We start from the raw sequence: 21,579 nt of genomic DNA on the forward strand, positions 1-21,579 counted from the left end.
CGTCATGACCGAGTTGTCGCAAGTGTCGGTGACGGCACTCAAGGGTGTCGGCGATGCCATGGCCGAGAAACTGGCCAAGGTCGGCCTGGAAAATCTCCAGGACGTACTGTTTCACCTGCCGCTGCGCTATCAGGACCGCACGCGTGTGGTGCCGATCGGTGCGCTGCGTCCAGGGCAAGATGCCGTGGTCGAAGGCACCGTCAGCGGCGCCGACGTGGTCATGGGCCGTCGCCGCAGTTTGGTCGTCCGCCTGCAGGACGGCACCGGCGGGCTCAGCCTGCGCTTCTACCACTTCAGCAACGCACAGAAAGAAGGTCTTAAACGCGGCACGCGAGTCCGCTGCTACGGTGAAGCGCGGCCCGGCGCTTCGGGGCTGGAAATCTACCACCCGGAATACCGCGCCATCACCGGTGACGAACCACCGCCCGTGGATGAAACTCTGACGCCGGTGTATCCGCTCACCGAAGGCCTGACGCAGCAGCGCTTGCGCCAACTGTGCATGCAAACCCTGACGTTGCTCGGCCCGAGCAGCCTGCCCGACTGGCTGCCGACCGAACTGGCCCGCGACTATCAACTCGCGCCGCTGGCCGATGCGATCCGCTACCTGCACAACCCGCCGGCCGATGCCGATGTCGACGAACTCGCCCTCGGTCATCACTGGGCCCAGCATCGCCTGGCCTTCGAAGAACTGCTGACCCATCAACTGTCGCAACAACGCCTGCGCGAAAGCATGCGTTCGTTGCGCGCGCCAGCCATGCCCAAAGCTACACAGCTGCCGGCCAAATACCTGGCCAATCTCGGCTTCAACCCGACTGGTGCCCAGCAGCGGGTCGGCAATGAAATCGCCTACGACCTCAGTCAGCGCGAGCCCATGTTGCGGCTGATTCAGGGCGACGTCGGCGCGGGCAAAACCGTGGTCGCCGCACTCGCCGCGCTCCAGGCCTTGGAAGCCGGTTATCAGGTCGCGTTGATGGCGCCCACCGAGATTCTCGCCGAGCAGCACTTCATCACCTTCAAGCGCTGGCTTGAACCGCTGGGCATTGAAGTCGCGTGGCTGGCCGGCAAGCTCAAGGGCAAGAATCGCGTGGCCGCGCTGGAACAAATCGCCAGCGGCACACCGATGGTGGTCGGCACTCACGCGCTGTTCCAGGACGAAGTGCAATTCAAGAATCTGGCGTTGGTGATCATCGACGAACAGCACCGCTTCGGCGTGCAACAGCGGCTGGCGTTGCGGCAGAAAGGCGTCGGCGGACGCATGTGCCCGCACCAATTGATCATGACCGCCACGCCGATCCCGCGCACGCTGGCCATGAGCGCCTACGCCGATCTCGACACCTCGATCCTCGACGAATTGCCGCCCGGCCGAACCCCGGTCAACACCGTGCTGATCACCGACACCCGGCGCGTCGAAGTCATCGAACGGGTGCGCAGCGCCTGTGCAGAAGGGCGTCAGGCGTATTGGGTGTGCACGCTGATTGAAGAGTCGGAAGAGCTGACCTGCCAGGCAGCGGAAACCACCTATGAAGACCTCACCGCCGCCCTTGGCGAGTTGAAGGTCGGGCTGATCCATGGCCGCATGAAGCCCGTCGAAAAAGCTGCGGTGATGGCCGAGTTCAAGGCCGGCAACCTGCAACTGCTAGTCGCCACCACGGTGATTGAAGTGGGCGTGGACGTGCCCAACGCCAGCCTGATGATCATCGAAAACCCCGAACGCCTGGGCCTGGCGCAACTGCACCAGTTGCGCGGCCGAGTCGGCCGGGGCAGCGCGGCCAGCCATTGCGTGCTGCTCTACCATCCGCCGCTGTCGCAGATCGGCCGTCAGCGCCTGGGCATCATGCGCGAAACCAACGACGGCTTCGTCATCGCCGAAAAGGATCTCGAACTGCGCGGCCCCGGCGAAATGCTCGGCACGCGGCAAACGGGTCTGCTTCAATTCAAGGTCGCCGACCTGATGCGCGACGCCGACCTGCTACCCGCCGTGCGTGACGCTGCTCAAGCTTTGCTGGAACGTTGGCCGGACCACGTCAGCCCATTACTCGACCGCTGGCTGCGCCACGGGCAGCAATACGGCCAAGTGTGAGCACCGTCGCAGTTTCTGGACACTCGGCTTGAGCAAGCTGGTTATACTCCTGCAATTGTTTTAGAACGGATACAGAACCATGACCGAAGTTGCCCTCGCACCCGCCTCCCCGCACGCTCCGTCGGTTATTCGGCTGCTGCTGGGCAAACTGGGCATCGCCTACGAAGAGGTCCTGGATCATCACGGCTTGAACCCGGCGCGCAAGGTCCAGGCCGTCCTGCTCGATGACGCCGTCGGCGCGCTCATGGTGCTGTTCCCGCAGAGCCAGTTGCTCGACCTCAACCGCCTTACCGAACTCACTGGCCGCCGCCTCACCGCGGTGCCAACCGAGCGTCTGGAAAAGATGCTTGGCAAGCACAACCTGAGCTTGCTGCCCGGTCTACCATCGCTGACCAGCTCGCCGTGCCTGTATGAAGAAAGCCTGCTGCGCGAGCCCAAAGTGCTAGTCAACTCGGGCGAGCCGGGCGTGCTGCTGGAAATCACCAGCGAAGCCTTCAAGTCCATGCTGAACAAGGCCAGTGCCGCCAACTTCGGTGAAAACCTGAGCAGCATCCGCCCGAACCTCGACCGCCCCGACGATGACCGCGAGGAAATCACCCAGGCCGTTCAAGCGTTCACCGCGCGGCGCATCCAGCAACGCCTGGAAGCGACCATCGAAATTCCGCCATTGGCCGAAACCGCGCAGAAGATCATCAAGCTGCGCGTGGACCCCAACGCCACCATCGACGACATCACCGGCGTGGTCGAAACCGACCCGGCGCTGGCCGCGCAAGTAGTGAGCTGGGCGGCATCGCCGTACTACGCTTCGCCGGGCAAGATTCGTTCGGTGGAAGACGCCATCGTGCGGGTGCTGGGCTTCGACCTGGTGATCAACCTGGCGCTGGGCCTGGCCCTGGGCAAAACCCTCAGCCTGCCCAAAGACCACCCGCAGCACAGCACGCCGTACTGGCAGCAATCGATCTACACCGCTGCCGTCATCGAAGGCCTGACCCGCGCCATGCCGCGCACCCAGCGCCCGGAAGCCGGCCTGACTTACCTCGCCGGCCTGCTGCACAACTTTGGCTACCTGCTGCTGGCTCACGTGTTCCCGCCGCACTTCTCGCTGATCTGCCGTCACCTGGAGGTCAACCCGCACCTGTGCCACAGCTACATCGAGCAACACCTGCTGGGCATCAGCCGCGAACAGATCGGCTCGTGGCTGATGCGCTACTGGGACATGCCCGATGAACTGGCCACCGCGCTGCGCTTCCAGCACGACCCGGCCTACGACGGCCCTTCCGCCGAATACCCGAACCTGGTGTGCCTGTCAGTGCGCCTGCTGCGCAGCCGTGGCATCGGCTCCGGCCCCGACGAAGACATCCCCGACGCGCTGCTCGAACGCCTGGGCCTGACCCGCGACAAAGCCAACGACGTGGTCAGCAAAGTCCTCGAAGCCGAAGTGCTGCTGCGCGAACTGGCCTCGCAATTCTCCCAAGGCTAAAACGTATCGCGGGCTTGCCCGCGATACAGCCTTCTTGGTCTGATTTATATCAGGCTACGCAAAACAAAGGGATAGCCCGCCGCGTATCCGATAAGAACCATCTTTTTGTCCTCTGTCAGCGCCATGTGGTGATAGCTGCTTTTATAGTCGAACCAGCCCTTACCGTTGAACGAAGTAACAAGCAAGCCAGTACTCAGATAGCGCGCTGCCACTGATCTTGCAACCAGGATTTTATCCTCTTGCCACGCACAGTTTTGCCATAGCCCCCCGCCCTCCAATATGCTGGAGAACAAGGGCCTGCCATTATTAAACAAGAGATTTGGAGACCCGTTGGGGTTTAGAACTGCAATCCAAGGTGTATATGGCAGATAAGGCTCATAAGTCTTGGAAGCGGAGCCAACCACTAAAATCGCACCATCACTTTCTCTAATCGAAATGGTCCCAGCCAAAATATTGTTTAAATCGCCATGATTGATGACGGCCGGCTTGCCGCCATTGAAACCACTGTCTTCCTCCCCATTGGCCATATAACGAATGACGAATGCATTAAAGTCATCAGAGTCGTTCGGATAATAACTACCGAACACCAAAATTTTTCCGTCGCTCTGAAGCGCAATACTAATGGTTTCGTTATCAAGGCCACCCAGTTTGACAAACAAACTACCTGTATTATTAAAGGACTTGTCAAAAGTGCCGTCTGGCATAAGTCGAATCAATAACCCACGCCACCAGTAGCCATTGCCGTCCTGACCTGAAACTCCACTGTGCGAGACAAGAATTTTGCCGTCTGGCTGCACACAGACAGAACCGCCAATATAATTTTCAGCCGTGGAAAAATTTCTAGCTTTGATTTTATCGTTGGGATCTTTCGAAAATGTTGCTGACACCCCGGTAATTGACAGTTCGTAGGGGTCGATTCTTACAAAGCCTTTGTCTCCAAAAGCCGTATCCAGCTGACCATCCTGATTCAGCAGAGCAAAAACCATATCTCTCTGCCCTGTTGAATCAATGTATGTACCTTTCACAAGGAAATTTCCATTCAAGTATGGAAACAGTCCAAATCTAGGGGCTGTGCTCCAGTCAATTGGCAAGACCGTCGATCCATTGTCACCAAATGAACTTTCGAAGATACCTTGCGAATTCATACGCCTCAGTCTCATCGACATACGACCAGCAGAGAAGTACTGGTCGGCGTAGATCAGCTTTCCGTTCAACGGTAGAACTGAATATAAGACAGCCCCCTGCTCTCTGACTTCCACTACACCATCTACGCCAAATGTCGGATCAAGTGTTCCTGCCGTCGCGGTATCACTTTGCATCTGAATCATGATCGCACTCCAGTGTGTGTACGTAAGGGTGAACAACCCAACGTTCAGCACAGTGGAGCACGCAACAGCCGCAGCTGTGACCTGTCATGAATGACAGTCATTTAGTTTCGTTTGAACTCAAAGCGATGTCGATAAGTCCGAAACAACAACTGCCTATGGCGTCATTTAGCAGCAGGCTTTTTCTTCGGCTTCAAATACTTGGCCAACCCCTGGAACCAGATCACCAGCGCCGGGTTGCCCTTGATCTGAATCGACTTGTCCTGAATCCCCGTCATGAACGCCAACTGCTTGTTCTTCGCCTGCATCGTGGCAAAGCCGTACGCGGCATCTTTAAAGGCAATGGCAAACGCAGGCTCGGCAATCACCCCGGCCTTGCTGGTGATGCGCTGATCCTTCACGCGGAAATGCCGCGCCACTTTCCCGTCCAGGGTTTGCAGCTGAAACACCAACTCCTTGTCACCCAATTGCTGCTGGAACGCAGGATTGGTCCGGCTGGCCTTGCCCATCAACAAACCCAGCATCCACAACAGAAAACGAAATTTCATGCGCAAGCCTCAAGAGAAAAATGAACGGCTGGCGCAGTGTAGCGACTTAAGGACATAACGCCACTATCGAGTTAAGTTAGAGGAAGATAAGACATATGTCCTGCATGATGACTGCCAAGTCACACTTGTTATTGTCCTACAGCTTCCTTCCCACACGAGCAGACCAGCATCGCAACAAGAGCGGTTGCCAGTTGAAGGAGTCATACAGCTCCGGGACTGTAATGGTGCGTTGCGAAGCATCGAAACTCAGCGCCGCACGTAGCGCAGGCCAGCAGTGTTTCGGCAGAGTCCGCGGGGCAAGCAGCTCACGGTCCAGACGTTCATCTCGCGCACGGGTTGAAGGCAAGCGATTGTACGGGTGTTTGCCTCCCGCCAATTCATACAACACGCAGGCCACGGCGTAGATGTCCGTACCGGTGGACAGCGGCTGGCCTTCGAGCAGTTCCGGGGCAGCGTAGCCTGGGGTCCAGGCATTGATGCGATTGCGGCTCAACTGTGCCAGCCCCGGCATGACACCCTCCATTGACTGGCCCAGACCAAAATCAAACAGCCGCAGACCGTCTTCGCTAACCATCACATTGCTCGGCTTCAAGTCGCCGTGCAGCACACCACGGCTGAGCCATTACAGCGTGAACCTGGTGCCGGCCCTGCACAATTTGCAGTTCAGGCACGATCACCGGATTTTTCAAGACCAGACGGTGCCGCAAATCATCACCCAGGTACTCAAGCGGCACGGCATCCTGGCCGACGCTTTTGCCTTCCACGTCAAGACCGGAGCCCCTCGTAACTATTGCACTCAGTACGGGGAAACGGATTTCGAGTTTGTCCAACGCCTGTGTGCCGAGGACGGTATCGCATGGCATCACCAACATTCCCGCGAAGGTCATCTGCTGGTATTTACCGATGACCAGACTTACTTCCCAAAACTGGGAGAAACGCCGTATCTGGATGGCTCTGGAATGGTGGCGGAGCATCCGGTCGTCAGCCGGTTCTCCAGACGTTTCAGCATGCGCACCAGCGGTACCACACAGCGGCACTATGACCGGAAACGTCCGAACCGTTTGCTGGAAAGTCGTGTGTCCACCGAACTCTGGCCGGCGCTGGAGGACTATCGTTACCCGCTGTTCAGCGAAAACGAAAACCACGGCAAACAACTGGCCCGGCAGACGCTTGAGCGACACCGTGTTGACTATCAATTGGCGGAGGGCACAAGCGATCAACCGTACTTGCGCAGCGGTCATTTTTTCAACCTGACGGACCATCCGCGCGAAACCTGCAACGATCTATGGCTACTGCTCAGCGTAAGCCACCACGGCAAACAGCCTCAGGTCCTGGAAGAATCGATCACCAGCATTCGCGAATCTGAAGATGACTTTACCCAGGGTTATCGCAACAGCTTCAGCGCTATTCCCTGGGATGTGTTCTATCGCCCGCCGCTGCCCTCGCAAAGAACGCCGCTGGTTTGCCAGACCGCCCGCGTCACCGGGCCTCCCGGCCAGGAGATTTATTGCGATGACTATGGTCGCGTCAAAGTCGAATTTCATTGGGATCGCGCCGAGCGCAACAACGAGCACAGCAGTTGCTGGTTAAGGGTTTCAACCGGCTGGGCGGGGGAAGGTTTTGGTGCGGTCACCGTTCCGCGTGTCGGCATGGAAGTGATCGTCACCTATCTGGACGGAAACCCCGACTACCCGCTCATCACCGGTTGCTTGCCTAACAGGGTCATGTCGCAGCCCTACCCTTTGCCCGAAAACAAAACCAGAACCGTACTGCGCAGCCGCAGCTCACCGCATAACGGCGGCTACAACGAACTGTCGATCGAAGATCGCGCCGGGCAAGAGTTGGTCTACCTGCGCGCCCAGCGGGATATGGAACAGAAGGTCGGCAACGACAGCCGACTGGAAGTGGGCAACGAACGCCGGGAAACCATCAAGGGCAACAGCATTTCGGTACTGGAGGCGGAAGAACATCACACCGTCAACGGCGATCGCAAGGTCCGGGTGAACACCGATGACTACCTGCACGCCTCCAACCATTACACCAACGTTGATCAAACGCTCGTCGTCGAAGCCGGGCAGCACGTGCACATCAAGGCAGGCTCAAACCTTGTAGTGGACGGTGGCGAAAGCATTACTTTGAAGGCGGGTGGTCACCATATCGTGATGAACGCCAACGGCATATTCAGCAGCAGCGAGATCAAGGTCGGCGGTTCACCCAGAACGGGTAAACCCGCTCAGGCGCTATTGGTGGTGCCCGCTGCCGGCTTGCTGGCGTCCGTCATGCCTGCGCCATCGGCAGAGCAAGATTGGGCTGAGCTGGAGGAAGAGGAAGAAGAGGTCGAGCTGCAAGGGATTACCCTGCGGATCGGCGTTTTCTTCGATGGCACGGGCAACAACAAGGCCAACAGCGAAACCGTCGCGGCCTGCTATGCCCCTGATGTGGATTTGGCCGAGGTTGCGGAAGACATCCGGCAGCATTGCGCAAGGTATGGGTACGACGGGGATGGGAGCTCGCCGGATAATAGTTATGGGAATGATGTGAGTAATATTGCCCGGCTGTATGAACTCTACACCGATCACTCATACAGCTTGGTGCCGGAAACCTCGAAAACCGCATCGATCGCGGTTTACATCGACGGAATTGGTACCAGGCACAATAAAACAGACTCCATACATTCACAAATGATGGGTATAGGCGAAACAGGTGTAGTTGCTCGCGTAGAACAAAGTCCGGAAAAAATCGTGAAGCAGCTGCGTTTGCTGCAAAAGCAAAACCCCAACGTAATCATCGAAAAAATAGAATTCGATATCTTTGGTTTCAGCCGGGGCGCCGCAGCGGCGCGACATTTTGCTAATGAAGTACTCAAGGGCGAGCACAGCATTTTGGCGAACGCACTGCCGCCCGGCTCCCCCGCTTTATCCGGCAGCTTCAACTGGCGCCTTAACGCTGAAGTCACCATCAACTTTATCGGCCTGTTCGATACCGTCGCTGCGATCGCCAACCCTTTGCGTTTCGATTTCACACTCAGCAACAACAATAATCCCGGCGTCAATTTGATGCTTCCCGATGGCTGCGCCAATAAAGTGGTGCATCTGGTTGCCCGTGACGAAATCCGTGAAAACTTTGCCCTCAATAGTCTCGGTAGTCTGGATATCGTCCTGCCCGGCGTGCACTCGGACCTCGGCGGCGGCTACCTGCCGAGAGCCAGAGAAAAGCTCCTGTTGAGTAAACCGGCAACGAGCGAGATCAGTCGAGGCATGGAAGAGACCCGCAGTTTTGCCTACCTATCCGCCGAGAAGGAAATGCGCGCGTGGTATGACAAAGGCGTGATCGATTTCGATGGTTCCCGCAAAGAACTAAGAGTGGTGCTCTGGGATAGACCGATAGAGCCTTCTAGGGAACATCCCTACCCGCGGAAAAAGCTTTTTGCGGCTGCCGGCATCGAACGCCAGGTGCATGGCGAACTGTCGTTGGTGTACTTGCGCATCATGCGTGAACTGGCGATCAAGCATGATGTGCCCTTCAAGGTTATCCCCGATATTCCAACTTTAGTGTTACCCGAAGAGTTGGTGCCTATCCATAAAAAACTCCAGGCGTACGCGTTGGGGGAATCACCAGCTCCCGGCTTGATGATCAGTGAAGTGGAACTGTTACGCCGTCGCTATATCCACCTTTCCGCTCACTGGAACGCAGCCAAAGGCCTAAACAGCAGCGACATGAGTGTAATTTTTATCAATCGGCCTACAGAAAAACTCCAGCGCGTGGTGCACCCCAATGAATAACGCTGCCCGACTCATCAAAAAAGTCACAGTTCTGCTTTTCGGGTTGGTGTTATCGGGTTGCACGCAATGCTTTGCGCAATCATCTAATCATGAGGGATGGTTCTTGGGCTTTGGAGCCCCGGATTACATGGAGGTTTGGATTGAAACGGCGGACGTCGTAGATATTCAGGAGCGTGTTTTTCGTCGAGCAGGCGCCGGAATTGCTTCGATACAAACACCACCGGATAACAAAGGGAAGCCCGCTGGCTGGCCCGAGAATCCAGGTGGTGGCAAAGGCCGAGACGTCACTGGCGCCGACTTACCCCGCCTGATTTACGTGCGCTGGCAATCCCTGGCCGAACCGCAAACCTATGAGGCCTACATCGTCATTCCCGAATCCGCTCGGGAAATCATGCGCAAACCTGAAAAGGCTTTTTGCAGAGCGGATGCCAAGTGGATTACCGACTACCGCAACGATATCGGTATTGGCCTGGCACCCGGAGGCATCGCCAAGGTCTGGCTGGGTGGGCCCTGCCTGAAGTCGATTGAAATAGCTCGGGTAGTCGGCACCATCAGCAAAAAAGGACCGTCTCAGGGAAAAAATGAAGGCCGATATGCATTGCCTTTATCACCGGAGTCGCAAGCCTACATCGAAAAATTCGGGATCCCTTATGACTCTTGGTAATGCAAGAGCATCCCGATGTCTGTACCACCATCGCGAGCAAGCTCGCTCCTATATTTGGTTTTGCCTACACCCGAAGAAACACAATCTTGTAGGAGCTGCCGAAGGCTGCGATCTTTTGATCCTGTGCCCCGTAAATCTCTCGGACATTTCCTTCAACACGCCGGGCTGTGCGTGAACTAGTCGACTTGGGCCGGCACCGATACCCTCTTTCCGTCACCGCAAAATCAGTGACTCGGACGTGCAAGTCCGGATCAGGTGCAGCTTGTAGCGTCCCCTTTTTTCGTAAACGAACGCGAACTCACTCCGATCAAACCAGCAACATCATGAAATGAGGGAGGTTTCCGACTAGAGCAAAAGAGCTTTCCTACATCAACCCTTTCAATACGTTGTTAGCGTATTTCAGCAATGGACGCTGGGATGAGTCGTTCATGAACGGGCGGATTGTCAGGGAGACACTCGGATGTTTGTATGGCAAATCGTGCCCACATGGCACGAGATTGAAAATCGTATAACCCATGATATGGGCTACCAGGGAGGTGCCAGCTATCGCACGCATTTCAACGAGCCTGCCCCCTCTCGCGCTCTCAATATCCGTCGTATCAGCAGCGTCAGGTCTGCATTCACTCAGGCCGAGTGGGAAGCTAGCCGCTTACTGAGGCAACGTTTCGCTGACCTCGATATCGCCAGCATCCTCAACGAACTGATCGGCGTCGTTACTCAAATGGCAATGATCGTCGCGGGCAGTGTGCTGGCCGGTGGAGCAATCGGCGCGGGTGCAGGCTCATTTCTCGCAGGGGCAGGTGCCATTCCCATGGGCGCTGCGGGTGCCGCAATGGGGTTGCAGGTCAGCACGTGGATTTTGGGAATCCTCGGCCTCACGTCCATTGCCGAGTTTTTCGTCGAGGGCTTACCTCGCATTGGCGAGTATTACTTGCGCGGCATCAAAATCGCGTGGAACGGCACGCGCGGCGAGAGAGGATTAGAGCCATTCAGGCAGGACGATTCTTCTGCCCTTCACAGTGCCGCCCATGAAATTGCACTTGGCCATGTGGAGGTTGTCGTCCTGCTGCTGGGCGCCATCGTTGCGTACATCACACGCGGTCGAGGTAATGCGGGCGTCCTTGCTCAGGAAATGCGAGCCAGCCGTAAAGGTGCGCGGTTAGGCGAATGGATGCTCAAGCATGAGGACGCCCTGAAAAAACGACCCGACCTGCAAACTTCAGCACCACGCAGGGGCGCACTGAGCTCGCTGGAGCCAATGCCGCCAACAAGTCGACCACCTGGAAAAGACAAAAACGCACCCCGTGACAAACCGAACGCCATGCCGCTTCATAAAGTCGAATGCTTCAAAGCAGATAAGCTGCCGACGTCTAAAATCGGTGAATTCGAACGGCAGTTGAAGGGGCAAGAAGACGGATTGAATCGGCTGACGGTTGATGAGTATCTGGAGAATATTGCTAATCCGGTGAAGCGAAGCAGAGCTACCGCGACTCAAGCCCGAGAGGCTTTGGAAGCTCAATTGCAAAAGCGCTTTCAAGGTGAGTTTTCGCAAACTATGGACGTATTCGACGCCGAAGATGCTGCCATCAGAAAAGCCAAGGAAACAATGTCAAATCTTGCAGGACTGCATAATCCCGATCTGAGCGCCGGTGGGAAAGATGTCATCGCCGATTTTGGTGATCGACAAGTCAACTCCAGTATCGGTCCGCAGTGGAGACCGAAAAACGCAAATTTGAAGGCTGCAGCTGAAGGCGTTCCTCCATCAATGCGCGAGTCAACTTTCCTGAATGTAAAACTGCATAAATGCTAAGTAATAAGGGGACTGGTGTGGACAGAGTATTTGCACGATTTATAGAAAAATTTGGCGAACCCTTTGATCGGCAGGAAGTACCGACATCTACTATCGAGCGTTATAGAGACAAGCTCCCCAATCAGCTGCTGGAATACTGGATCGAACATGGCTGGTGCGGCTATGGCGAAGGGATTTTCTGGATCGTGAATCCTCAGGAGTATGAGGGGGTTGTAGCGTCCTGGATTGAAGGGACAAAATTTGAAGCACTTGATAACTACCACCTCATCGCTCGCAGCGCCTTTGGTCATTTGCATCTATGGGGCGAAAAATCCGGCGCTTCGCTGACAATCACGAGCTGCCTTTCTCGTTATACAACCCATACTTCGATATTTGCAGGGGAGCAATTGAATAAAGAACTGCAAAATTTTCTTCTTTCCACGGAAATTAGATACAACAATTACGGCGACCTGTTCAAACCAGCAAAGAAAAAGCTCGGCACCCTGCGTCACGACGAGATGTACGGCTTCGTTCCAGCGTTGATGTTCGGCGGCCCGGATACCCTTGATCATTTAGAGAAAGTGAAGGCGGTGGAACACCTGACACTGCTGTCCCAGATCACCGAGCTTAAGCCCTATAGTTTTTCAGACCTTTAAAGCAGGTATAAGAGCGGACCAGCGTCGCAACCACGGCAATCGCGTATTGAAGGGCGTCGTACAGTGCCGGGGCAGTGGTGACGAAGACGCCGACGGTAATGTGTGTCTACTTCAAAGCTGTGCAGACGCAGCACATTCGGATGGTGCAAGCGTCGGGCCAAGGAGGCAGAGCGAACTCTGGAGGAGGTCACGAGTATGTAGGGCGTATCGGTGCCTATGTGCGACTGATCTTACGGCGGTGTAGGACGAACAAGAGTCAACGGATGTCATCGAATGCACTACAACTGTGCAGACGGACCGTGCCGTCATCGGTATAGTGCCGCCCCTCTTCGCATGAGCGGTCGTCGGTAGCGAGACCTCACCCATGCGAAACCCGAACTAATAACAAACCCGCGATATGAAACCGGGACGAACTCTTCGCCTCGCCTGTTGTGCCGTACGCCAACGGGTGTAACGCGATGTGTCTGTTCCGGCGAGCATTTGCCTACACAAAAAACAGCGAGGAATAATCCATGCTCGAAGTCATTAACGACTTCCTCTCAGGGAAAGTACTGATCGTGCTCATTGTCGGGCTCGGTAGCTACTTCACGATCCGCTCGCGTTTCGTTCAATTGCGTCACTTCTTCCACATGTTCGCGGTGTTCCGCGACAGCCTCAAAAGCAGCGCCGGGCAACTCAGTTCGTTCCAGGCGTTGATGCTCAGCCTCGCCGGCCGCGTCGGTGCGGGCAACATTGCCGGTGTCGGCATTGCCGTGACCCTCGGCGGGCCCGGTGCGGTGTTCTGGATGTGGGTGACCGCGCTGGTCGGCATGTCCAGCAGCTTCTTCGAATGCTCCCTCGGCCAGCTATACAAGCGCTGCGATTCCGAAGGTCAGTTCCGTGGCGGCCCGTCCTATTACATCCAGCACGGTTTGCAAAAACGCTGGTTGGGGATGCTCATGGCGTTCCTGTTGCTGGTGACTTTCGGGTTCGCCTTCAACGGCCTGCAAGCCCACGCCGTGACCCACTCGTTGAACAACGCGTTCGGTCTGGACACGACCTACACCGGCATCGGCCTGGCCGTGCTGTTGGGCCTGGTGTTCGTCGGCGGGATCAAGCGCATCGCCAAGGTCGCAGACCTGTTGGTGCCGGTGAAAACCCTGGTGTACATCGGCGTGACGATCTACGTGATCGTGCTGCAATTCGACCAAGTGCCGGGCATGCTGATGACCATCGTCAAGAGCGCCTTCGGTCTCGACCAGGCCTTCGGCGGGCTGATCGGCAGCGCCATTGTCATGGGCGTGAAGCGTGGCGTGTTCGCCAACGAAGCAGGCCTGGGCAGTGCGCCGAACGTGGCAGCGGTGGCGGCGGTCGAGCACCCGGTGGCGCAAGGCGTGGTGCAGGCGTTCAGCGTGTTCCTCGATACCTTCGTGATCTGCACCTGCACCGCGTTGCTGATTCTGCTTTCGGGTTTCTACACCCCGGGCTTCGAAGGCGATGGCATTGCCCTGACCCAGAACTCGCTGGCCGCCGTGGTCGGTGACTGGGGCCGGATGTTCATCTCCGTGGCGCTGGCGTTGTTCGTGTTCACCTCGATCCTCTACAACTACTACCTGGGCGAGAGCAACCTGCGCTTTTTGATCGGTGAAAACCGCAAGGCGTTGATGGGCTACCGCGCGCTGGTGCTGGTGTTGATTTTCTGGGGCGCCATCGAGAACCTCGGCACCGTGTTTGCCTTCGCCGACATCACCATGACCCTGCTCGCGTTCGTCAACCTGATCGCGCTGTTCCTGCTGTTCAAGGTCGGCATGCGCATCCTGCGTGACTACGATGACCAGCGTGCCGCCGGGATCAAGACGCCGGTGTTCGACTCCGCCAAGTTCCCGGACCTGGATCTGGACCGTCAGGCCTGGCCGGCGAACCCGCCAGCCGCTCCTCAGGCGCAAGCTGAGTTGCACGGTGTGACCGCAGCGCAACGCTGATCGGTAAACGACAGGCGCATCCTCCGCGCCTGTCAGTTAAAGTTCGAAAAACTGTGGGAGCGAGCTTGCTCGCGATAGCGCACTGTCAGGCAACATAGCGATGTCTGTCCTACCGCTATCGCGAGCAAGCTCGCTCCCACAGGAACTCATAGTTCCGGAGACCCTCCATGAATTCCTCGACCTACCCTGCCGCCCAGCACGTCATGGTGCTCTACACCGGTGGCACCATCGGCATGCAGGCCAGCGCCAACGGCCTGGCCCCGGCGTCCGGTTTTGAAGCGCGGATGCGCGAATACCTGCACAGCCAGCCTGAGCTGGTGGTGCCGCAATGGCGTTTTCGTGAGATGTCGCCGCTGATCGACAGCGCCAACATGACGCCGACGTACTGGCAGCAACTGCGCGAGGCGGTGGTCGATGCGGTGGACGTTCAGGGCTGCGATAGCGTGCTGATCCTGCACGGCACCGACACCCTCGCCTACAGCGCGGCGGCGATGAGTTTTCAGCTATTGGGGCTGCATGCCCGCGTGTGTTTTACCGGTTCGATGTTGCCGGCCGGCGTGACCGACAGCGACGCCTGGGAGAACCTCGGTGGTGCGCTGGTTGCCTTGGGCCAAGGCCTGGCGCCGGGCGTGCATTTGTACTTCCACGGCGAACTGCTGGACCCGACCCGTTGCGCGAAAGTACGCAGCTTCGGTCGGCATCCGTTCAAGCGCCTGGAGCGTCAGGGCGGTGGCGTGAAGGCGACTTCGATTCCAACGCAACTGAATTACAACCAACCTAAACAATTGGCGAATGTTGCTGTGTTGCCGTTGTTTCCAGGTATCAGCGCCGCAATCGTTGATGGCCTGCTCGACGGTGGCATTCAGGGTCTGGTGCTGGAGTGCTACGGCAGTGGCACCGGCCCGAGCGATAACCCCGAGTTTCTCGCCAGCCTCAGTCGTGCGCGAGACAACGGTGTGGTGGTGGTCGCTGTCACGCAATGCCACGAAGGCGGCGTGGAGCTGGATGTCTACGAGGCCGGCAGTCGCCTGCGTGGCGTCGGCGTGCTGTCAGGCGGCGGCATGACCCGCGAAGCGGCGTTCGGTAAGTTGCAGGCGCTGCTGGGTGCAGGGCTGGCAACCGCCGAGGTACGGCGCCTGGTCGAACTGGACCTGTGCGGCGAATTGAGCTGAGTCGCCAGCTCAAAAAACTGCTGGCGTATAAATAACTACCACCTCTGCTGATTGATGCCTCCCTAGCATGGAGTGACCCGAGCTTTGTTCTCGGGTCACTCCATTTTTTGTAATGCAGGGATGCACCATGAGCACACCAGTCTTAACCTCAACACCGCGAATTCCGGCCCCGACCGAGGCCTTGATCACACAACTCAGCGTCGGTCCCGACCTGAGAGAGGTCGCGGCCGTCCTTTTACGCCAGCATTTGCAAACGCTGTATCCGGCACTGGATATCGACCCCGCCATTACCATGCTCGGCACGCCGACGTGGAAAATCGTCGACGATGAAATCGTGGCCGGTCCCACCCGGTATCAGGCGTTGACAGAAATCCTCGCCGATCAAACGGTGTCCGCCATTCCAGCCCTTTACATCGAGGGCGAACACTTTCTGGTTCAACAGCCCATCACTGAACCCGCCATCCATTTGCCGGTGCGGATCGACGAAATCGCCAAACTCATCAATCTGCTCGCCCCGGTGATGCTTTCGGCTTTTCAGGAGCAACAGTTGGCATTCTGGAACACGACCAATGGCAGCGCCGGTCCGCGCTGGCATGAACTCTCAAGCACCCTGCGCAATTTCTGGAATGTCGACAAGGTCGAGGGTTGGAATGACGATGATTGCAGCATGGCGCGCAACCTGTTCCGCTCCCCGGACCTGGCGAGCCGCAAGCTGGACGATGTTTATCAAAGCAAAGCCTATCTGGTGGGCATCGACCTGGTCGACGGGGAGAAAGTGACACACCTGAGCGAGGTGTCGATAGCGATGCTGGTGGGCACGCATAAGGAGCGCACCATCGTCCTTACCCATTCGCTGCTCAAGGGGTATGAAAAATTCGATTCCCTGGAAAAATTTGGCCAAACGCTCCCGGATCACCTGAGCACATCCGTGTCCCATCAGGAAATACAGTGGCGGCAGATAGAGCCCAGCGACAACTTCTTTGATTACCAGGCCTGCGCATTGATCTCGATCCAGATCAATGTCATCGGCTCCCTTGATTTCTCCGATCCCGGGCATGCCAATCCGGGTAAGCCGCTGACCGCGCAGCCGCCCGCACCCGAAACCGTCGAGACCACTTCGAAGCCAGGCCCTGATATTGAATGGTTCAAAGACGCACTGCCCGACTGGCTGAGTTCGGCACCGCTGCCGGACCTGAACAACTTTTCACGGCACTTGAAAGACCTGGCGGCGCTGCACAGCCAGAATGCCGGCAAGTCTTATCTGGACGGCATACTGCCGATCAAGCAATACGCACTGAACGAGCTCAACGCACTGCATATGCAAAAGACCGTAGAGCATGCCGTCACGGCACAGCAGAAGGCGGACTTCGAGCTTGATCTGGCCATGATTCAGATACGCGTCCAGAGCCCTGTCATCTGGGGCACCTTTGCCGTTCCGGGCAAGATCGACAGCTACACATTCAGCATTGCCGATCTCGCCTTGCAGAACCTGATTGCGTTGCCCAATGGAAACAAGACCCTTCACTCCACCAGGGGCAAAACCCTGCCAGAGTGGTTGACCGTGAAGTATGTCGAAGGCCTTATCACCGAGGCCGATATCGGCAAGGCCTACCCGGCTTTGATAAAAAGCACACTGCTCGACGATCCAAAAGAATCCTCGCGCCGGCAAACCCTGTTTACCCAACACCTGCGAATTCAGTTACCGCTGCTTGCCTTGCAATGTCAGATCCGCGAACAGGCCGGCATCGACGCACGCGGCTACCGCTACGTTGTGGCTGCGATGGAGCCCGATGTGGATAACCGTGTCGTTGAAGGGCAAACCATCGTCATTCGCCCGCTGGCCTTTGTTCCCAAGCGTCGAAAGCATGGCTCCGAGGATGTGGTCGCCAACATGTTCGTGATCGGCCCGCGGGACCCGACAGCCGGCCCATGCCTGTTGTATCGACCGATGCTTGACGAACCATTGACGCAATACCCCTCGCCCACCAATTTGTTGTATGCCATCCAGCAATCCGCCAGTCTGCGTGAATCCGTGTTGGCCTGGTTGCCGGACAGCGCGCGCAGCGACTACGCCAATTACGTTTTTCAGGGTGCATTGCCTTCACCGTGGGCCATTGCCGAATTTCTGGTCGACCCGGAGAAACTCACGACAATGACCGGGCCGATGATGCTGGGCAAACAGGCATTGGAGGGTGATGTGTTCGCCGCCCTGTTCAAGTCCAACACGGACGCATTGGTTGAGCTTGCAGATCGCGAGTCAGTGTCGAACGCCGAAAACCGCTGGGCCAGCTTCAGGCAGTCTGGTTGGACACTGTTCAACACGGTGCTGCCTTTTTTGGGGCGTACGGTCGCAATCTCGGCCTGGATCTGGCAGATCATGGACCAGCTTCAACAGCTGCATGATGCGCAGGAAAAAAACGACAAGCCTGAACAATGGGCGGCGCTGACCGACCTGTTGCTCAACCTCGGCATGGCGATCACGCTCCATATCGCCACCCAAAGCACATCGGGCAAGCGCCTGACAAAACTCGCCCCCACGTCTGAACCTCCCCTCACAACAGAGCCGGCAGCGAAAACAGTCAGCATCAAACAACTCGCCAAAACCACTGACAGTGCAGCGCCCAACATCCAGCAAACCCTGAACATCAGTGGCGCTGTAAATCGAACGCCCGGCAGTCTGGCAACCACTCTGGAACGCTTCAAAATCACTCGGCCCGAAAAACTTGGCAGCGCCAATACCAAGGAAGGTATTCATCGGCACCTCTATGGCCTCGAGAAAAAATGGTACGCGCCGGTAGGTGCGAATTGGTTCGAAGTTTCGGTGGATGACGAAGGCACGGTCATGATCATCGACCCCAAACAGGCTGATCGCACCGGCCCGGCCTTGACCCACAACCTCAAGGGCCAATGGTTCATCGACACGCGCCTGCGTCTGCGAGGCGGCGGACCAAAGAGCCTGACGAAAATGGCCAAGGCTCAAGCCGCGCTCAAAGCCAAGGAACTGCGTACCAAACTGACGGCGTTTGAAAAACGCAAGAAAGCTGCGCAAAACGAACTGCAACAGGCCCATCAAGCGATCACCAGCGCGAGCGCAGAGACCGTTCAAGCCAAGCGCCAGCTCTACCTTCAAAAACTGGAATCTCAACAAACCGAGTACGCAGTCGCTCTTCGAGACCTCATAACGTTGCATGTGTTTTCGCCCACCGCGGACTTCCAGCAGAAGGCGCTGGGGTACCTGAGCGCCCAACTGGAACTTATCCGTGCGGGCATTGGGGAAAAGCTCATCACCTTCAGTCCCAAATTGCGCGCTGTGCTAAGCCATATCGAACGCCAAGCCGAAGCGCCACAGGAGCGCCAAATCGAAGATGCCCGGCAAATGAGCGAAATGACCCAGGACATGATCACCCGCCTGGAAAGCATTCAATCGCGATTTGCCGAGCTCAGGCCGCTGGAAAGAGAAGGCCTGCGGCTGATCCAGCAGACTCGCGAACGATTACCCGCCTACTCGCTCGATGACCTCAAGACCCTCCAGGTGACGATCGCGCGCAATCTGTGCCTTCCCGAAAGTACCGTTGCGACGCAAGCGCAAGCCTGGTCGACCATTGACCGGATTGTCGACACCGCCGACATCGCCGTGCGGGCGCTGCGCGACACGCTGGATGAGCGCAGCGTGTCGCGTCTGGACGAGCGCGTCGACAGCCTCAACGACCTGGTTGAACAGTTCAACGTCATCGACGAGCGCTTGCTGGATTTCAAGAATACGTACGCTGCACACGTCCTTGAGTCGCCGCTGGAACGGCTGCGCCAACAGCTTGAGGCGTTCAAAAACCGTGCGGTCCACGAACTGGTGCTGCTGGTTGAAGAAAGGGATGCTTTACGCGCCAGGCCCACGCTGCCCGTGCAACCGCCGAGGCCCAGGAGGAAGTTCATCAGGACGCGCTACAACGGTGTTCTCATTGGCCAGCCACGTCTCACTGCGCAGGGCCTGGAGACTGATCTGGTGGATATCACGTCACCGCTCACCGACAAGGTCATTGCCACCTTCCACGAGAAAACTCCGGGCGTCTGGGTGGAACGTTTGACGAGCCCAACAACCGAACCCGCAAAGCCGGATTTGCAGATCAGCATCAACAAAGGCCAAGCGTTACTCGACGGACTAGAAGCGTTCAATACGCGCATGGCCGAACAACTGAAGCAGCCAGGACGCTCGCCTGGCGGGATCGAATACCTCTTTCATCAGCATGCGATGGAGCTTGAGCACGCCAGTAGCGCAATTGATCAAGCATTGACCGACCGCAATGTCACCGAGAGCACCACAAACTCCGCCGCGCAGGTCAATAAAGCCCTCAGTGATGCGGTGGATAGTCTCTATGAGCAGGCCACCACCAACATGCTGAGGATGACCAAGGAACAACCACCCACCCCGGCGGGGATTAAATGGCTGGTGGGCGAAAACGCACTGAGCATTGCAAAAACCATTACCCGGCGCCGCGTGAAAACCGGCAGGACGCTGTACCTGGATGAATACAAGCTCACCGATCCGAAAACCCGTGAGGTGCTCTGGTATGCGCATTTCCTGTATTCCACCTCTTGGGTTCCCGCCAAATCCTTCCTCTACGGGCGCCTGAAAACCCCGCAAGAGCAACAAATGGGACCGGCCGCCGACACCGCCACAGGTCTATATGGAGCGCAACAGCTCGCGTACTACCGCAGCATGATCGGGCTGGAGCAGGCCAGGCAGATCTTCTTCGGGACCGAATGAGTCACCCATAGTTGTTACGTCAGTGCGCCCTCGCCAACGCGAGGGCGCCTCGATCACGGCACGTTACTTGCTCCGTCCCGTTCAAACAAAGACCGGTGCTTCCCATGCTTCACTCCCACCTCACCACGCTCAATGCTGTCTCTCTGGTGCTCAACGCTTTCAAGGACGAAGGCTTGTCCAGCGAGGCGCTGCTGGCCGGCAGCGGCATCAGTGCGGCGGATCTGAACCGCGCCGACACGCGCATCACCACCAATCAAGAGATGCAGGTTTGCGCCAACGCCGTCGCGCTCAAACGCGATATCGGCCTGGAACTGGGCCGACGGATGCACGTCTCCTGCTACGGCATTCTCGGTTACGCGCTGCTCACCAGTGCCACCTTCGGTGACGCTTTGCGGTTGGCGATGCGTTATCCGGCGTTGCTGGGAACACTTTTCGAACTGAGCCTGGAGGACGACGGCGAGCGTGTCTGGTTCGCTGCCGCCGACTACCGCGAGAGCCCGTCCATGGCGACGTTCAATGCCGAGTTCTGCCTGGTATCGCTGAAAGTCACTTGTGACGATCTGCTCGGCCATCCCCTGCCCTTGCTCGGCGCACGCTTCGAGCATGCCGCGCCCGACTACGAAGCGAGCTACGCGCAACACTTCGACTGCCCGCTGCACTTCGACGCACCAAACAATGCCTTCGCCTTCGACAGGCGCTGGCTCGATCAACCGTTGCCGCTCGCTGACGCGATTACCCATCAAACCATGGCCGAGCGATGCCGCAAGCAGAACCTCGAGTTCACCGGGCGCCAGGCGTGGCTGGGGCGTATTCGGCAGTTGCTCAGTGCGCAACTGAACGCCGCGCCAGGGCTGGAAGGCCTGGCCGAGCAGATGAATTGCTCGGCGCGCACGTTACGTCGGCACCTCAAGGATATGGGTTGCAGCTACCAAGAGTTGCTCGATGAACTGCGCTTCGAGCAGGCCAAGCAAATGCTCTGCGAAGATCAGCTGCCGATCTATCAGATTGCCGAGGCGTTGGGTTTCAGTGAGACCGCGAGTTTTCGGCATGCGTTTGTGCGGTGGAGTGGTGTGGCGCCCAGCCAATTCCGGCCACACGGATAACCCTGTGGGAGCGGGCTTGCCCGCGAAGAGGCCTGTACATCCGGCACATCTATATTGGTTGTAATGCCGCCTTCGCGGGCAAGCCCGCTCCCACAGGGTCCGCATTCCACGCGCCATGCCGGGGCCTGGCGCAATAAAAAGGGGCGAATTTCGGTCAGACTTATTGGCCATATCGATCCCCTTTTGGCCTTTCCTGCCGTTCTCCAAATCCGTCTGCGCCGCAAGACTGTGTTCAACCGAATCAGCCTGCGGAGAAC

General features: G+C 57.5%; 12 protein-coding genes and 1 pseudogene. 10 read left to right on the forward strand and 3 right to left on the reverse strand.

The window, feature by feature from the left end; genetic code table 11:
• The first annotated feature begins 4 nt into the window (after positions 1–4).
• Positions 5–2,080, forward strand: coding sequence for an ATP-dependent DNA helicase RecG (gene recG, locus V6Z53_RS01885; RefSeq protein ID WP_338583895.1), 2,076 nt, complete (start codon positions 5–7; stop codon positions 2,078–2,080).
• Positions 2,081–2,159: 79 nt separating this feature from the next.
• Positions 2,160–3,560, forward strand: coding sequence for an HDOD domain-containing protein (locus V6Z53_RS01890; RefSeq protein WP_338583896.1), 1,401 nt, complete (start codon positions 2,160–2,162; stop codon positions 3,558–3,560).
• 44 nt (positions 3,561–3,604) lie between these two features.
• Here the strand turns inward: V6Z53_RS01890 and V6Z53_RS01895 are convergent, their stop codons facing one another.
• The 3 genes and pseudogenes from V6Z53_RS01895 to V6Z53_RS01905 form a co-directional block, all read right to left on the reverse strand.
• Entirely contained in the window at positions 3,605–4,888 is a 1,284-nt protein-coding gene (locus V6Z53_RS01895) for a hypothetical protein (RefSeq protein WP_338583897.1), read from the reverse strand.
• A 161-nt stretch (positions 4,889–5,049) separates the two neighbouring features.
• On the reverse strand, positions 5,050–5,433 hold the full coding sequence (locus tag V6Z53_RS01900; protein ID WP_338583898.1) for a helicase: 384 nt from the start codon (positions 5,431–5,433) through the stop codon (positions 5,050–5,052).
• Between the two features lie 136 nt (positions 5,434–5,569).
• Positions 5,570–6,049: pseudogene (locus V6Z53_RS01905) on the reverse strand (protein kinase); the annotation flags it as partial.
• 13 nt (positions 6,050–6,062) lie between these two features.
• Between V6Z53_RS01905 and tssI the strand changes: the two are divergent.
• The 8 genes from tssI to V6Z53_RS01945 all read left to right on the forward strand — a co-directional run bounded on the left by tssI (position 6,063) and on the right by V6Z53_RS01945 (position 21,322).
• Positions 6,063–9,215 carry a type VI secretion system tip protein TssI/VgrG gene (gene tssI / locus V6Z53_RS01910; protein ID WP_338583899.1) on the forward strand — a complete coding sequence of 1,051 codons (3,153 nt, stop codon included), beginning with the start codon at positions 6,063–6,065 and terminating at the stop codon, positions 9,213–9,215.
• Positions 9,208–9,879: a DUF2931 family protein gene (locus V6Z53_RS01915; RefSeq protein WP_338583900.1), complete on the forward strand. Its 672-nt coding sequence runs from the start codon at positions 9,208–9,210 to the stop codon at positions 9,877–9,879. The genes tssI and V6Z53_RS01915 overlap by 8 nt, the downstream gene beginning before the upstream one ends.
• Before the next feature lie 460 nt (positions 9,880–10,339).
• On the forward strand, positions 10,340–11,689 hold the full coding sequence (locus V6Z53_RS01920) for a DUF6861 domain-containing protein (RefSeq protein ID WP_338583901.1): 1,350 nt from the start codon (positions 10,340–10,342) through the stop codon (positions 11,687–11,689).
• Positions 11,690–11,706: 17 nt separating this feature from the next.
• Entirely contained in the window at positions 11,707–12,324 is a 618-nt protein-coding gene (locus tag V6Z53_RS01925) for a GAD-like domain-containing protein (RefSeq protein WP_338583902.1), read from the forward strand.
• A gap of 512 nt (positions 12,325–12,836) precedes the next feature.
• A complete protein-coding gene (locus V6Z53_RS01930; protein ID WP_338583903.1) occupies positions 12,837–14,285 on the forward strand; it encodes an alanine/glycine:cation symporter family protein in 1,449 nt (482 codons plus the stop codon).
• Between the two features lie 167 nt (positions 14,286–14,452).
• The gene (locus V6Z53_RS01935) at positions 14,453–15,457 is read left to right on the forward strand and encodes an asparaginase (protein ID WP_338583904.1); all 1,005 of its coding nucleotides are present in this window, start codon (positions 14,453–14,455) and stop codon (positions 15,455–15,457) included.
• A 127-nt stretch (positions 15,458–15,584) separates the two neighbouring features.
• Complete coding sequence (locus tag V6Z53_RS01940) at positions 15,585–20,219, forward strand: DUF6543 domain-containing protein (protein ID WP_338583905.1); 4,635 nt, start codon at positions 15,585–15,587, stop codon at positions 20,217–20,219.
• Positions 20,220–20,323: 104 nt separating this feature from the next.
• Entirely contained in the window at positions 20,324–21,322 is a 999-nt protein-coding gene (locus V6Z53_RS01945) for an AraC family transcriptional regulator (protein WP_338583906.1), read from the forward strand.
• Positions 21,323–21,579: the final 257 nt, after the last annotated feature.

Origin of the sequence: Pseudomonas sp. MAG733B (assembly GCF_036884845.1) — a bacterium.
Taxonomy (GTDB): Bacteria; Pseudomonadota; Gammaproteobacteria; order Pseudomonadales; family Pseudomonadaceae; genus Aquipseudomonas.

Excerpts from the sequence above, each read along its gene's own strand:
- recG (WP_338583895.1), top strand. The coding sequence starts at position 5 with ATGACCGAGTTGTCGCAAGTGTCGGTGACGGCACTCAAGGGTGTCGGC.
- V6Z53_RS01890 (WP_338583896.1), top strand. The coding sequence starts at position 2,160 with ATGACCGAAGTTGCCCTCGCACCCGCCTCCCCGCACGCTCCGTCGGTT.
- V6Z53_RS01895 (WP_338583897.1), bottom strand. The coding sequence starts at position 4,888 with ATGATTCAGATGCAAAGTGATACCGCGACGGCAGGAACACTTGATCCG.
- V6Z53_RS01900 (WP_338583898.1), bottom strand. The coding sequence starts at position 5,433 with ATGAAATTTCGTTTTCTGTTGTGGATGCTGGGTTTGTTGATGGGCAAG.
- V6Z53_RS01915 (WP_338583900.1), top strand. The coding sequence starts at position 9,208 with ATGAATAACGCTGCCCGACTCATCAAAAAAGTCACAGTTCTGCTTTTC.
- V6Z53_RS01920 (WP_338583901.1), top strand. The coding sequence starts at position 10,340 with ATGTTTGTATGGCAAATCGTGCCCACATGGCACGAGATTGAAAATCGT.
- V6Z53_RS01930 (WP_338583903.1), top strand. The coding sequence starts at position 12,837 with ATGCTCGAAGTCATTAACGACTTCCTCTCAGGGAAAGTACTGATCGTG.
- V6Z53_RS01935 (WP_338583904.1), top strand. The coding sequence starts at position 14,453 with ATGAATTCCTCGACCTACCCTGCCGCCCAGCACGTCATGGTGCTCTAC.
- V6Z53_RS01940 (WP_338583905.1), top strand. The coding sequence starts at position 15,585 with ATGAGCACACCAGTCTTAACCTCAACACCGCGAATTCCGGCCCCGACC.
- V6Z53_RS01945 (WP_338583906.1), top strand. The coding sequence starts at position 20,324 with ATGCTTCACTCCCACCTCACCACGCTCAATGCTGTCTCTCTGGTGCTC.